This is a genomic window from Amycolatopsis balhimycina FH 1894, assembly GCF_000384295.1.
In the GTDB taxonomy this organism is placed as follows: domain Bacteria; phylum Actinomycetota; class Actinomycetes; order Mycobacteriales; family Pseudonocardiaceae; genus Amycolatopsis; species Amycolatopsis balhimycina.
In genome coordinates this window covers 3,808,551-3,821,683 of sequence record NZ_KB913037.1, presented here as the reverse complement: position 1 = coordinate 3,821,683, position 13,133 = coordinate 3,808,551, and the positions used below count along the sequence as shown (strand labels likewise).

Below are 13,133 nucleotides of genomic sequence, written 5' to 3'. Positions count from 1 at the left end.
GGATCTCCTTACGGCAGCGGGGGAACGACGTCGTCGGCGGGCACGTCCAGGTGGCCGTCGAAGTTGACCGAGGAGTACGCCCGCAGCTTGTTCAGCCGGTGGTAGCCGTCGATCATTCTGACGGTCCCGGACTTCGACCGCATCACGATGGACTGCGTCGTCGCCCCGCCCTCGCGGTAGTGGACGCCGCGCAGCAGGTCGCCGTCGGTGACGCCGGTGGCGCAGAAGAAGACGTTGTCGCCGCGCACGAGGTCGTCGTTCAGCAGCACACGGTCGAGGTCGTGGCCGGCGGCGAGGGCCTTCTCGCGCTCGGCGTCGTCCTTCGGCCACAGCCGGCCCTGCAGCTCGCCGCCGAGGCACTTCATCGCGCAGGCCGCGATGATGCCCTCGGGGGTACCGCCGATGCCGATCAGCATGTCGACGCCTGTGGTCGGGCGGGCCGCGGCGATCGCACCCGCGACGTCGCCGTCGGAGATGAACCGGATCCGCGCGCCGGCGTCGCGGATCTCCTTGATGATCTGCTCGTGGCGCGGCCGGTCGAGGACGCACACCGTGACGTCGCCGACGCTGCTGTTCTTCGCCTTGGCCACGCGCCGGATGTTCTCCGCGATCGGCGCGCCGAGCTCGACCTTGCCCGCCGCCTCCGGCCCGACGGCCAGCTTTTCCATGTAGAACACCGCGGACGGGTCGAACATCGCCCCGCGCTCGGCGACCGCGAGCACCGCGAGCGCGTTCGGCATGCCCTTCGCCATCAGCGTGGTGCCGTCGACCGGGTCGACCGCGACGTCGCAGTCCGGCCCGTCGCCGTTGCCGACCTCTTCGCCGTTGAACAGCATCGGGGCTTCGTCCTTCTCGCCCTCGCCGATCACCACGACCCCGCGCATCGACACCGTCGAGACGAGCTGGCGCATCGCGTCGACGGCCGCGCCGTCCCCGCCGATCTTGTCGCCGCGGCCGACCCACCGGCCGGCGGCCATCGCGGCGGCCTCGGTGACCCGGACCAGCTCCATCGCGAGGTTGCGGTCGGGCGCTTCACGACGACTGTCTGCGGCGGGCATCTGTGCCTCCCGGATCGTGGAACTGGCGGGCCAACAGTCTGTCAGATACCCGCCGTGTTTCCAGATACCGAGGGCATGGCCTAGCTCACTGCTCGGAGTCGTCCTCTACGGACGCGAGAGCGGCTTCGATGCGCTCGCGCGCGCCTTCGAGATGCCGCTCACAGATCTTCGCGAGCTTCTCGCCCTTCTCCCACAACGCGAGCGACTGCTCGAGGGACAGGCCACCGGCCTCGAGCTCGCGGACGACCTCGACGAGGCGGTCGCGAGCCTGCTCGTAGCCGAGCTCCTCGCTGGTTGCTTCACTCACGCTCGGTGTTCTCCGACCTTCCTGGCTTGCACGCTGTTCGCGCACACTACCGCGCTGGCCATCGCGTGGTCGTACCCGACGAACGCCAGGGCGAACTCCTGCCCGTCACCGTCCGCGATCGCCTCTTCGAGGTTCTCCTGCGCGCCGGCCACCCGCTTGCGGTGCCCGGCTCCCTCGGCGAACCACCAGCGCGAACCGACCTGCATCGACGTCGCCTCGGACAGCCGCCGCAGCTGCGGCCCCAGGTCGCGGCGGGCGGCGCTGCCGCAGCCGGCGAGCAACGCCGTCCAGCACTCGGCGGCCGCCCGGTCGGTGCGCACCGCCTGGTCCAGCAGCGGCCGCGCGCCGAGTTTCCTGGCCGCGTCCACGGTGAGCGGGAGGAACGTCGCCTTCACCCCTGCTCTCCTTCCGCCACCGCGCCGATCGCGCCGTCACCCACGCGCACGCGCAGCTGGGCACCGGCCTCGACTTCGGAGACGGAGCGGAGTACCTGGAGGTTGCCTTCGGCGTCGACGAACTGCACGACCGCGTACCCGCGGGCCAGCGTCGCGGCCGGGCCCAGCGCGGTGAGCCGGGCCCGCGCGCTCGCGACCTCGGCCTGGTCCTTCGCGAGCAGGGTGAGCATGGCGCGGCGCGCGCGCTCGCGGTGGAGGTCGACGTCGTCCTGGCGGCGCTGGACCGGTCCGAGCGGATCGGCCAGCGACGGGCGGCTGCGGATCTGGTTGAGCAGCCGCGCCTGCGTGTCGACCCAGCCGTGCAGGGCGCGGCGCCCGCGGTCGCGCATCTGCCGGACCCGCTCGGTCTCCTCGCGGACGTCCGGCACGATGCGCTTGCTCGCGTCGGTCGGCGTCGAGCAGCGCAGGTCGGCGACGTGGTCGAGCAGCGGGGTGTCGGGCTCGTGCCCGATCGCGCTGACCACCGGCGTGCCGGCGGCCGACACCGCGCGGCAGAGCGCCTCGTCGGAGAACGGCAGCAGGTCCTCGACGCTGCCGCCGCCGCGGGCGATGACGATGACGTCGATTTCGGGGTCGGCGTCCAGGATCCTCAGCGCGCGCATGATCTGCGGGACGGCCTGCGAGCCCTGCACGGCGGTGTTGAGGACCTTGAACTTGACGTGCGGCCAGCGCGCCTGCGCGTTGACCAGTACGTCCCGCTCGGCGGCCGACGCGCGGCCGGTGATCAGCCCGACACCCTTCGGCAGGAACGGGATCGGCCGCTTGCGCTGCGGCGAGAACAGGCCTTCGGCGGCCAGCAGCTTGCGGAGGCGTTCGATCCGGGCCAGCAGCTCACCGATGCCGACGGCGCGGATCTGGTCGGCACGCAGGCTGATCGTGCCGCGGCCGAAGAAGTACGACGGTTTCGCGTGCACCACCACGCTCGCGCCTTCGCGCAGCGGCGGCTCCATCTCGCGGATCAGCCAGTTCGGGCAGGTGACCGACATGGAGACGTCCGCCGACGGGTCACGCAGCGTCAGGAACGCCGTCTGCGTGTTCGGCCGCGAGTTGACCTGCGTGACCTGGCCCTCGACCCACACGGTGCCGAGCCGGTGGATCCAGTCGCCGATCTTGCGCGCGACCGTCCGGACGGGCCACGGCTTTTCCGCGGTGCTCGCGGGCGCCTGTGCGGATTCGGTGGTCACGGGCCTTCCGTGCCGTCGCCGCTGTCTTCGGGTGACTCAGCGTTCGCCCGCTCGGCCTTGCGCGCGTTGGCGATCCGGCGGGCCAGCATCCCGGTGAAGGACGAGCGGTCGGCGTGGGCGCGCTCGTAGTCGAGGATCGTCTCGAGCTGGTCGATCGAGAGCTGGCGCAGCCGGGCCCGCAGCTGCGGGAGGGTGAGCTGGTCGTAGCCGGTCAGCCCGGCGGGACCTTCGTACCCCGCGGCGCTGGTCTTGGGGGTCTCGCTCTTGACCTTCTTGTCGACCTTGGGCGTGCCGGGCTTGGGCTTGCGGGGTGCTTCGGCTTTCCTCGCGTCGTGGTCGGCCTGGTCGGCCTGGTCGCTGTCTTCGGCGGAGTCGAACTCGCCGTCGGCGTGGTCCTCGGCGAGCGCGCGTTCCTCTTCGGCCCACGGGTCGCCCAGCTCCGCTTCGAGCTCGGCCGCTGACGGAACGTGACCGTTGATTTCCGAGCGCGGTTCCGGCACCTCGGCGACCGGCGCGAGGTTCGGGCGCGCGGGCGGAACGTCGGGCTCGGCGTCTTCGTCGAACGTCGCCCAGCTCGGGGTGTCCTCGACCGGGCGCAGGCTCGACAGCGCGTTGTCGCCCTTGATCGCCAGCTCGGTGACGTGCTGCTGCACGCGCATGGACGCCTGCAGGACCTGGCTGGCGACGGTCACGGGGAGCCCGGCGAGCTGCCGGGGGAGTTCGCGAACCCGCTCGGCGGTGATGACGGCTAGGCCCGCGGCGACCCGGAGGGGGAGCGGGAAAGGCTTCATGCGTCCAGCCTGCCGCATATCCGCCATCCTGCCCAACCGAAAGGGTGGGTCCGGGCGCGTTGCGTGACCCCGGGCACAGCCCGGTAGGGGGAGGAAGCTCACCCGAAAGGGACTGCGAGGTCGTCACCGGGCTGCCCGTACCCTGGGGGCATGAGTTCAGCGAGTCCCGGAATCGAGCCCGCGGGTACCCCGACGATCACCGGAACCGCTTCCGGCAAGCGGGTGCTGCTCGCCAAACCCCGTGGTTACTGCGCCGGCGTCGACCGCGCGGTGATCGCCGTCGAGAAGGCTCTCGAGGTCTACGGCGCCCCGGTGTACGTCCGCAAGGAGATCGTCCACAACCGGCACGTGGTCGAGACGCTGCGTGAGCGCGGCGCGATCTTCGTCGACGAGACGTCGGAGGTGCCCGAGGGCGCGCTCGTGGTGTTCTCCGCCCACGGCGTCTCGCCGATGGTGCACGCGGAGGCCGCCGACCGGAACCTGCGCACGATCGACGCGACCTGCCCCCTGGTGACGAAGGTGCACAAGGAGGTCAACCGCTTCGCGAAGGACGACTACGACATCCTGCTGATCGGCCACGAGGGCCACGAAGAGGTCGAGGGCACCGCCGGCGAGGCGCCGGACAAGGTCCAGCTGGTCGACACAGCCGAGGACGTCGACAAGGTCGAGGTGCGCGACCCGTCGAAGGTGATCTGGCTGTCCCAGACGACGCTGTCGGTCGACGAGACGATGGAGCGCGTCGACCAGCTCCGCGAGCGCTTCCCCGGCTTGGCGGACCCGCCGAGCGACGACATCTGCTACGCGACGACGAACCGCCAGGTCGCGGTCAAGGCGATGGCGGCCGAGTGCGACCTGGTCCTGGTGGTCGGGTCGACGAACTCGTCCAACTCGAAGCGCCTGGTCGAGGTGGCTTTGAAGGCGGGGGCCCGGGCGTCGTACCTGGTCGACTTCGCCCACGAGGTCGACGAAGCGTGGCTCTCCGGCGTGACGACGGTCGGCGTGACGTCGGGCGCGTCGGTCCCGGACGAGCTGGTCATGGAGCTGCTCGCCTGGCTGGCCGAGCGCGGCTACGGCGACGTCGACGAGGTCACGACGGCGAACGAGAAGATCACCTTCGCGCCACCCAAGGAACTGCGCAAGGTCTGAGTCCCCGGCCTCCGGTTCGGCGGCAGGTCGCTTCGGCGCCCCGCCGCCGAACTGCTTTCCACCCCGCGCGATGCCCCTCTGATCACGCGAGCTCCGGCTCCAGTCACGCGAGTTCCGGCTCTGATCACGCGAGTTCCGCTCCCGATCACGGGCGCCGGTGCCTTCGTAGCGAAACGGCGGTCGCCTCCGGCAGGAGGCGACCGCCGTTTCAACAGGTCGTCAGCGCTCTTCTTCGTCCCAGGGACGGTTCCGGCGCGGCGGGGCACCCCGTCCGCCGGACGGACGGCGGGGCGGAGTGTCGCGGCCGTCTTCAGCGGGCGGACGCGGACGTCGCCGCGGAGCGTCGTCACGCGGTTCGCGGCGGCGCGGGTCGCCTTCGTCCGGGCGCGGGGTGCGCCGGGTCGACGGCGGGGGTTTCCGGGTGCCGCGGGTCCCCGGGTCGCGGTCGGCGGGCGGCCGCGGCGTGCGGCGTTCCCCTTCCGCGGGCGGACGCGGACGGCGCGGCGGTTCGCCCTCCCGGCCGCGCCGGGCACCGGGCGGCAGCGGGGTCTGGCCGGACCGGCCCGACCCGGCCGGCCGCGGACGTCCCCCGGCCGACGTGGCCGCGGCGCGCGACGACGGCTTCTCGTCGTCCTCGTCCGCTCGCCGCCGGTCGGCCTTGATCTTCTTCGGGGCGTCGGGGTCGCGCTCGCGGAAGATCCGGACGAGCCCGATCAGCAGGGTGACGCCGGTGGTGATGGCCATCATGGGGAAGCCGTTGATCAGCGGGGTGCCGATGTTCAACGCCTTCGACAGCATGTCGTCGGCCTGGCCCCCGGAGGAGGACCCGGTCAGCAGGATCACCCCGGGCACGGTCACGGCCAGCACCAGCGGCGGCATCACCATGGGCCCGAACAGGCCACGGCGCCGCACCGCGCAGACCGCGATCACGGCCCCGGCGATGTAGCAGACGATGAAGACCACCGGGATGTTCGTCTGGCTCGGTTTGCCCAGGAGGGCGCCCACGATCGCCAGGCCGAGGCCGATCAGGATCGCCGCCCACCACGGCAGTCCGCGCCTCGAACCGACGACAGGACGCTCATCCCACGGCACGGGGACGTCGTCGGCATCTGGATCGCTCTGGCGATCGCGAATCGCGGTCACGAGACAACACCGTATCTCGTGGATGTGAAGATCTTGCCAGCACCGCCGCCGACATGGGGCTACAGCGTCCCGAGGCGTGGCCCGAAGGTCCCCGGAGCAGCGGTCGGACGGCCCCTCCGCGGCGAACCTTTCCCGGCCTCAGGCCACCCGGACCGGTGCCGATGTGACCGACGACCGGCGAGGGTCGCCGCCGCCCGTGGGGTGCTCAGCTTGCCGCCAGTTCGTCCCCCTTCCGCACCGTCGGCACCGCGGCCGGGCTCCCCGCGGCGTCCGTCAGCGGGGCCACTGTCGACCGGAACGTCTCCAGGGCCTCCAGCTCCCGCCGCCGGGCCGAGAGGAAGCGCTGGAGGTGCGTGCTGGACAGGTTGAACGCCTCCACCGCGCCGCCCGCCGCCCGGTGCGCCGCGGCCGCTCCCGCCCGTACCTGTTCGACGTCGGCCTCCAGGGTCCGGTCGCTCGCCGCGAACAGGGCCGCCGAGGCGAGGACCCCGAAGCCCGTGGGGCCGCACAGGAACACCCGGCGGTCGATGAGCCAGCGCAGCAGCTCCGGATCGGTGTCCAGCGCCGCGACCACGGCGGCGTCGGACGGGACGAACATGATCGTGCCGTAGATCGCGTCCGCCCAGCGCTGGTAGCCCTTGCCGGCCAGGTCGGCGGCCCGGGAGCGGATCTGCCGGACGTGCGCGCGCAACGCGTCCAGCCGTTCGTCCGGGTCGTCGGTCTCCACCGCCTCGGACCAGGTCGCCATGCTCGCCTTCGCGTCGACCGGCACCGTGCGGTCGCCGCCCACCCGCAGCACCATGTCCGGTTTCGCCGCGCCGCCGCCCGCCAGGTCCGTCTGCAGCGTGAAGTGCAGGTCCTCGCGCAGCCCGAGCGCCCGCGCCGTCTCGACCAGCACCTGCTCGCCCAGCTCGCCGCGCCCGCTGATCGAGGCGAACGCGACTTCGTACCGCCGCAGCGCCAGCTGCTGCTGGTCCGCCTTCGCCCGCTCGGCCGCCACCAGCCGGGCCGCCGCGTCCGCCCGGCGCATCCCGTCCTGGTACAGCCGCCACAGCAGCGCGACGGCGACCAGCAGCAGGACCGCGAGCACGATCGCAGCGGTGGTCAGCACTGTCGCCACTTCATCTCCTCCCTCCGGGTCTCCGAGCCTCCGAGCTCGCAGACATCATGGCGGACCCCACCGACAAAAATCGCACCCGATCCGTCGCTCTGGGTAGCTGACCTGCGAAGAACCCGATATCGCCCAGGGCGTGTCCAATTCGGCACGCTCGTGTTAGTACACACGTTCGAGTGAGGTGGCGGCGTGCCTGCGCGATTTCGTCGGAGCCGGGTCGTACCTTGGCCACCGTGAGATTCCTGCACACCTCCGACTGGCACATCGGCCGCACGTTCCACGGCGCCGACCTGCTCGCGGAACAGGAAGCGGTGCTCGGGCACCTCGCCGGCCTCGTCGCCGGCGAGGCGATCGACGTCGTCCTGGTGGCAGGCGACATCTACGACCGGGCGGTGCCCTCGGCCGAAGCCGTGCGCGTGGCCACCGCGGCCGTCGCCCGGATCCGCGCGGCCGGTGCCCAACTCGTTGTCACGCCGGGCAACCACGACTCCGCGCCCCGGCTCGGCGCCTTCGCGGAGTTCGCCGCGGCGGGTGGCCTGCACCTGCGCACCACCGTCGGCGGGCTGGCCGAACCGGTGCTGTTCGAGGACGCCCACGGCCCGGTCGCCGTCTACGGAATCCCTTACCTGGAACCGGAACCGGCGCGCCACGCGCTGGGCGTGCCGGACGCGCGCGGCCACACCGGCGTGCTCACCGAGGCCATGCGCCGCATCCGCGCGGACCTCGAAACCCGGCCCGGTGCCCGGTCGGTCGTGCTCGCGCACGCGTTCGTCACCGGCGGCGAGCCGGCGGAATCGGAGCGCACGATCGCGGTCGGCGGCGTCGAGCAGGTGCCCGGCTCGATCTTCGACGGCGTCGGCTACGTGGCGCTCGGTCACCTCCACGGCCCGCAGACGCTCGCCGAGCACCTGCGGTATTCCGGCAGCCCCCTTGCCTACTCGTTTTCCGAAGCACGGCAACGGAAATCGGTCTGGCTGGTCGACCTCGGCGCCGACGGCCTCGCCGAGGTCCGGCGCCACGAGCTGCCCGTGCCCCGGGCGCTGGCCACCCTCCGCGGCGAGATCGAAGACCTCCTGAACGACCCGGCGCACGACGAACACCTCGGCCACTTCCTGTCGGTCACCGTCACCGACCGGGTCCGCCCGGTGGACGCGATGCGGCGGCTGCGCGAGCGCTTCCCGTACGCGGTGCACCTGGAATGGGAGCACGAGGGCGGGCACGCCGGTGCCCCGCTGCGCTACTCCGACGCCGTCCGCGGCCGGACCGACATCGAGGTCTCGCGCAGCTTCCTCGACGACTGCCGGGGCGCCCCGCCGACCGAAAGCGAAGAGCAGCTCCTGTTCCGGGCCCTGGAAGCGGCCGACCGGGGGGCCCTCGCGAAATGAGGCTGCACAGGCTGGAGGTCGAAGCCTTCGGGCCGTACTGCGCACGCGAAGTGGTCGACTTCGACGTGCTCGGCGCCGACGGCCTCTTCCTCCTGCACGGCGAAACCGGCGCGGGCAAGACGACGCTGCTCGACGCGATCGCCTTCGCGCTGTTCGGCGTGGTCCCGGGCGCCCGCAACGAGGCCAAGCGGCTGCGCTGCGACCTGGCCGGGCCCGACCAGGTCACCGAGGTCGCGCTGGAGCTCACCGTGCAGGGGCGCCGGCTGAAGATCGTCCGCAACCCGGAGTACCAGCGGCCGAAGCGGCGCGGCGAGGGCACGACCACCCAGCAGGCGAGGGTGTCGCTGAGCTGGGTCGGCACCGCGCCCGCCGGGCTGTCGCCGGAAGGCCTGATCCGGATCGAAGAGGTCGCGCGCACCGTCGAGCGGCTGCTCGGGATGACGGCGGCGCAGTTCTTCCAGGTGGTGCTGCTCCCGCAGGGCGAGTTCGCCCGCTTCCTGCGGTCGGACACCGCCGAGCGCGAGAAGCTCCTGGAACGGCTGTTCGGCACCGAGCGCTTCGCCGACGTCGAACGCTGGTTCACCGACCTGCGGGCCGAGCGCGGCCGGGAGCTGGCCGAACGCCAGGCGGACGTGCGGGAGCTGCTGGCGAGGTACGCGCAGGAGGCCCAGCAGGACCCACCCGAGGGCGACGTCGCCGGCTGGGTCGGCGCCGTGCTCACCGAGTCGGAACACCGAGTCGGGCTGGTGACGGCCGAGGAGGAGCGGGCGCGGGCGGCCGCCCAGCGGGCGGACGTCTACCTGCAGGAAGAACGCGCCGGTGCCGAGAAGATCCGCCGGGTCCGCACCGCGCACCTGCGCCTGGTCGAGATCACCGAGCAGGCGCCACAGCGGGCCGAATGGGCGCAGGAGGTCGCGGCCGCGCGGCGGGCGGCCGGCGTCGCCGTGGAGGCCGACCTGCTGGACCGGCGGGCCGCCGAGCTGACCGAAGCCGAGCAGGCGGAGAAGGCCCGCGGCGCCCGGCTGCGGGAGTTCGGCACGCGGGCGACTGGCGATCTGAAGGCGCGCGCGGCCGCCGCCTGGGAAGAGGCGGGAGCGGTCGCGGAACTCGTTGCCGAGGCCGAGCAGCAGCAGGTCGACATCATGCGGCGGGACGACCGGAAGCTCACCGCCGTCACGGCTCAGCAGCAGGCCGGGGAACTGACCACCGAGCTGGCCGCGATCCCCGGCCGGCTGGCCAAGCTGCGGGCGGACGCGCTCGAAGCGGCCGAAGCCGAAGCCAAGCTCGACGGTGCCAAGGCGAAGGTGGACGAGCTGCGAGCCGTCGCCCGAGACGCGGCCGAACTGCCCGAGGCCCAGGCAAAGGTCCAACGGGGCGAGGCGAAGCTGCGCGAAGTCGTCGACGCACACCAGGAGGCCCGGCAGCGGCGGCTCGACCTGCGGGAGCGGCGGCTGGACGGGATGGCGGCCGAGCTGGCCGCCGCGCTGCCGGACGGCGCGCCGTGCCCGGTGTGCGGGTCGGCCGAGCACCCGTCGCCGGCGACCCGGGATGTCGAGCTGGTCGACCCGGCCGAGGAGCGCGCCGCCGAAGAAGCCGAACAGGCAGCGGACGCCCTGCGGCAGCGGGTCGTCGTCGCGCTGGAAGAGGCGAAGGCCCGGCTGGCGGGGCTGATCGAACGGCTGGCCGGGCGCACGGCCGAGTCGATCACCGCCGAGCTGGCGGAAGCCCGGTCCACCGTCGCCGCCCTCACCGAAAAGGCGGCAGCCAAGGCGAAGCTGAGCCAGCAGGTCGTCCTGCTGGAGCGTGACGCCGAGCTGCGGACCGAGCGCCTGCGCCGGGCCGAACAGGCGGCGACCGAAGCCGTCACCGACGTCCGCGCCCTGGAGGAACGGCTGGCCGAGCGCGATCGCCGCCTGGTCGCCGGGCGGGGCGAGTTCGCGGACGTCGGTGCCCGCCGGGCGCACCTCCTCGGCCTTGCCGAGGCCCTCGAGGAGGTCGCCGAGGCCCGCACGGCGGTCGCCGGTGCCCGGGAACGGGTGGCGGAGCAACGCGTGCTGGTCGAGGCGGCGGTCAAGGCGAAGGGGTTCACGTCGCTGAAGAAGGCGCGGGCCGCGATGCTGCCGGATGAGCAGATCGAGAAGCTGGAGCAGGGCATCGCCGAAGCCGAGGCGGCCGCGGCGGGGGCACGGGCGCTGCTGGCCGAGCCGGACCTGTTCGGGATCTCGCCGGACGACGTCGCGGACGTCGGCCGCGCGGCCGACGCGGCCCAGCTGGCGCGGGCGCGCGCCGACTCGGCGTACGCGGCGCTGCGAGCCGCCACCGCGCAGCACGGGGAGCTGAACCGGCTGGCCGGCCTGCTGCGCAAGGCACTCGCCGGGCTCGCCCCGGCCGAAGCGGAGTACGCCGAGCTGCGGGCGCTCGCGGAGGTCGTCAACGGGCGCGGGCAGAACAGCCGCAAGATGTCGCTGCGGTCGTACGTGCTGGCCGCGCGGCTCGAAGAAGTCGCGGTCGCCGCCACGCACCGGCTCCGCACGATGAGCCAGGGCCGGTATTCGTTCGTGCACTCGGACGCGGCCGGGGCGCGCGGCACCCGCGGCGGGCTCGGCATCGACGTGCTGGACGACTACTCGGGCACCATCCGCCCGGCGAAGACGCTGTCGGGCGGCGAGTCGTTCCTCGCGTCGCTGGCACTGGCGCTGGGCCTGGCCGACGTCGTCGCGGGCGAGACCGGCGGCGCGCTGCTGGACACGCTCTTCGTCGACGAGGGCTTCGGCACGCTCGACGCCGAAACCCTCGACGTCGTCATGAACATCCTCGACGAGCTCCGCGCCGGCGGCCGGGTGGTCGGGCTGGTCTCCCACGTCGAGGAGCTGCGGCAGCGCATCCCGACGCGGTTGCGGGTCCGGAAGTCCCGCACGGGCTCGACCTTGGAGGTGCGCGCCGGTTGATCGCTCGGACAAGATGAAGCCATGACGGACCAGCCGCCGAACGGCCTGCCCCGCTACCGCGTGCTGACCGGCCCGGACGACGCGAAGTTCTGTTTCCGGGTCAGCGAAGCACTCGAACTCGGCTACCGCCTGTACGGCTCGCCGGCCGCGACGTTCGACGGTGACCGGGTGATCGTCGCCCAGGCCGTGCTGTGGCAGGGCGAACAGGACTGAATCACGGCGAGCCGGTGTGCCGGAGGTACATCCCGGCGTAAGAGCACCAGGGCGTCCACGCGCGGGCGCGCTCGCCGAGTGAGTCCGGCGCGATACCCAACGCCTCGGCGCCGCGCCGGACGGCGGTGTCCTCCGAGAGCAGGACGTCCGGGGCGCCGAGGACTCGCATCACGACGTAGTCCGCCATCGACGGTTCGACGTACGCCAGCAACTCGGCGCGCAGCTCGGCCGCGTCCCGGCCGACGTGCACGTCCAGCCGTCCCTCGGCCAGCGCGGTGGCGACGGGGTGGCCGGTGGCCGCGACCTCGGCCGCGGTCGGGAACAGCCGCGTCACACCCCATTCGCCCGGCACATCCTCGCCGAGCGGTACCTCGCTCAGGAGCGCGCGGAGCAGCAGTTCCTCGCCGTCCACCGCGCCCGGCACCCGGATTCCCGGCACTTCCGCGACCAGCGGGGCCAGCGCCGGGTCGGCGCCGAGGACACGCGTGACCGCGGCGGGGTCGGCGTCGAGGTCGAGCAGCCGGCGCACCCGGCTGACCGCGCTGCCGAGGTCGCGCAGGTCGGTGAGCCGCAGTTCGCAGCGCACGTGGTCCGGCCGCGGAGTCAGCCGCACGGCACCGGTGCCGTGGGCGAGCCGCAGGGTGCGGGCGTAAGACTCCGAAGTGACTTCCTCTACGTCCGGGACTGCGTAGGCCGCGAAGAAGCGAAGCAGGCCCTCGGCGTCGAACGGTGGCCTGAACGGCAACCGCAGGCTGAGCCGCGTCCCGCTGACATCACTCTGGCGTCCCCTTCGTGAAGCTGCGGAGACGCGAAGCTGCGAAGGCGTCGTCGCGAACACTTCGCGGATCGTCTCGTTGAACTGCCGCACGCTTGAGAAGCCCGCCGCGAACGCGACATCCGTCAGCGGCAGCTCGGACATCTCGATGAGCAACCGCGCCGAATGCGCACGATGTGCCCGGGCCAAGGCGAGCGGGCCGGCGCCGAGTTCGGCGGTGAGCACCCGGCCGAGCTGGCGTTCCGAGTAGCCGAGCCGCCGCGCGAGGCCCGGGACGCCTTCGCGTTCCACCGTCCCGTCGGCGATCAGGCGCATCGCCCGCGACGCGAGATCGGCGCGCACGTTCCAGTCCGGCGAGCCGGGGACGGCGTCGGGCAGGCAGCGGCGGCAGGCGCGGAAGCCGTTGGCCTGCGCGGCCGCCGACGTCGGGAAGAAGCTGACGTTCTGCGCCTTCGGCGTCGACGCCGGGCAGGACGGGCGGCAGTAGATCCCGGTGGTGCGGACCGCCATGATGAACTGGCCGTCGAAGCGCGAGTCGCGGGCGGTGACCACGCGATAGCAGCGTTCGATGTCGCGCCAGAGCGGGGGCGCTTCGGTGATCGTGACCATGGATC

At 72.8% G+C, this 13,133-nt stretch carries 12 protein-coding genes; 4 read left to right on the top strand and 8 right to left on the bottom strand.

Features of this window, described 5'->3' with window-relative positions; all coding sequences use genetic code 11:
* Nucleotides 1-8 precede the first annotated feature (8 nt).
* From glpX to A3CE_RS0116535, 5 genes are all read right to left on the bottom strand, one after another.
* Nucleotides 9-1,058, bottom strand: a complete 1,050-nt coding sequence (gene glpX, locus A3CE_RS0116555; protein ID WP_169523993.1) for a class II fructose-bisphosphatase — start codon at nucleotides 1,056-1,058, stop codon at nucleotides 9-11.
* A gap of 85 nt (nucleotides 1,059-1,143) precedes the next feature.
* Nucleotides 1,144-1,365: an exodeoxyribonuclease VII small subunit gene (locus tag A3CE_RS0116550; protein WP_020641215.1), complete on the bottom strand. Its 222-nt coding sequence runs from the start codon at nucleotides 1,363-1,365 to the stop codon at nucleotides 1,144-1,146.
* Entirely contained in the window at nucleotides 1,362-1,760 is a 399-nt protein-coding gene (locus A3CE_RS0116545) for a hypothetical protein (RefSeq protein ID WP_020641214.1), read from the bottom strand. Before A3CE_RS0116545 ends, A3CE_RS0116550 begins: the two co-directional genes overlap by 4 nt.
* Complete coding sequence (gene xseA, locus A3CE_RS0116540; RefSeq protein ID WP_020641213.1) at nucleotides 1,757-3,004, bottom strand: exodeoxyribonuclease VII large subunit; 1,248 nt, start codon at nucleotides 3,002-3,004, stop codon at nucleotides 1,757-1,759. Before xseA ends, A3CE_RS0116545 begins: the two co-directional genes overlap by 4 nt.
* On the bottom strand, nucleotides 3,001-3,795 hold the full coding sequence (locus A3CE_RS0116535; protein WP_020641212.1) for a lipid droplet-associated protein: 795 nt from the start codon (nucleotides 3,793-3,795) through the stop codon (nucleotides 3,001-3,003). Before A3CE_RS0116535 ends, xseA begins: the two co-directional genes overlap by 4 nt.
* A 150-nt stretch (nucleotides 3,796-3,945) precedes the next feature.
* On the opposite strand from A3CE_RS0116535, the gene A3CE_RS0116530 reads away from it, so the two are divergent.
* Nucleotides 3,946-4,941: a 4-hydroxy-3-methylbut-2-enyl diphosphate reductase gene (locus A3CE_RS0116530; RefSeq protein ID WP_020641211.1), complete on the top strand. Its 996-nt coding sequence runs from the start codon at nucleotides 3,946-3,948 to the stop codon at nucleotides 4,939-4,941.
* A 219-nt stretch (nucleotides 4,942-5,160) separates the two neighbouring features.
* Here the strand turns inward: A3CE_RS0116530 and A3CE_RS0116525 are convergent, their stop codons facing one another.
* Complete coding sequence (locus A3CE_RS0116525; RefSeq protein ID WP_026468554.1) at nucleotides 5,161-6,084, bottom strand: DUF6542 domain-containing protein; 924 nt, start codon at nucleotides 6,082-6,084, stop codon at nucleotides 5,161-5,163.
* 205 nt (nucleotides 6,085-6,289) lie between these two features.
* On the bottom strand, nucleotides 6,290-7,204 hold the full coding sequence (locus tag A3CE_RS0116520; RefSeq protein WP_020641209.1) for a DNA recombination protein RmuC: 915 nt from the start codon (nucleotides 7,202-7,204) through the stop codon (nucleotides 6,290-6,292).
* A 227-nt stretch (nucleotides 7,205-7,431) separates the two neighbouring features.
* Here A3CE_RS0116520 and A3CE_RS0116515 point away from each other — a divergent pair, with 227 nt between their 5' ends.
* From A3CE_RS0116515 to A3CE_RS0116505, 3 genes are read left to right on the top strand one after another with little or no spacing between them, the layout of a single operon-like run.
* Nucleotides 7,432-8,583, top strand: a complete 1,152-nt coding sequence (locus tag A3CE_RS0116515) for an exonuclease SbcCD subunit D (RefSeq protein WP_026468553.1) — start codon at nucleotides 7,432-7,434, stop codon at nucleotides 8,581-8,583.
* Nucleotides 8,580-11,531, top strand: coding sequence for an AAA family ATPase (locus A3CE_RS0116510; protein ID WP_020641207.1), 2,952 nt, complete (start codon nucleotides 8,580-8,582; stop codon nucleotides 11,529-11,531). Before A3CE_RS0116515 ends, A3CE_RS0116510 begins: the two co-directional genes overlap by 4 nt.
* 21 nt (nucleotides 11,532-11,552) lie before the next feature.
* On the top strand, nucleotides 11,553-11,744 hold the full coding sequence (locus A3CE_RS0116505) for a DUF1737 domain-containing protein (RefSeq protein ID WP_020641206.1): 192 nt from the start codon (nucleotides 11,553-11,555) through the stop codon (nucleotides 11,742-11,744).
* A 1-nt stretch (nucleotide 11,745) separates the two neighbouring features.
* Here the strand turns inward: A3CE_RS0116505 and A3CE_RS0116500 are convergent, their stop codons facing one another.
* Nucleotides 11,746-13,128: a DNA-3-methyladenine glycosylase 2 family protein gene (locus tag A3CE_RS0116500; RefSeq protein WP_026468552.1), complete on the bottom strand. Its 1,383-nt coding sequence runs from the start codon at nucleotides 13,126-13,128 to the stop codon at nucleotides 11,746-11,748.
* Nucleotides 13,129-13,133 lie beyond the last annotated feature (5 nt).

What these genes read in the sequence shown, in the direction of transcription:
- glpX (WP_169523993.1), bottom strand. Translation starts at nt 1,058, where the DNA reads ATGCCCGCCGCAGACAGTCGTCGTGAAGCGCCCGACCGCAACCTCGCG.
- A3CE_RS0116535 (WP_020641212.1), bottom strand. Translation starts at nt 3,795, where the DNA reads ATGAAGCCTTTCCCGCTCCCCCTCCGGGTCGCCGCGGGCCTAGCCGTC.
- A3CE_RS0116510 (WP_020641207.1), top strand. Translation starts at nt 8,580, where the DNA reads ATGAGGCTGCACAGGCTGGAGGTCGAAGCCTTCGGGCCGTACTGCGCA.
- A3CE_RS0116530 (WP_020641211.1), top strand. Translation starts at nt 3,946, where the DNA reads ATGAGTTCAGCGAGTCCCGGAATCGAGCCCGCGGGTACCCCGACGATC.
- A3CE_RS0116505 (WP_020641206.1), top strand. Translation starts at nt 11,553, where the DNA reads ATGACGGACCAGCCGCCGAACGGCCTGCCCCGCTACCGCGTGCTGACC.
- A3CE_RS0116500 (WP_026468552.1), bottom strand. Translation starts at nt 13,128, where the DNA reads ATGGTCACGATCACCGAAGCGCCCCCGCTCTGGCGCGACATCGAACGC.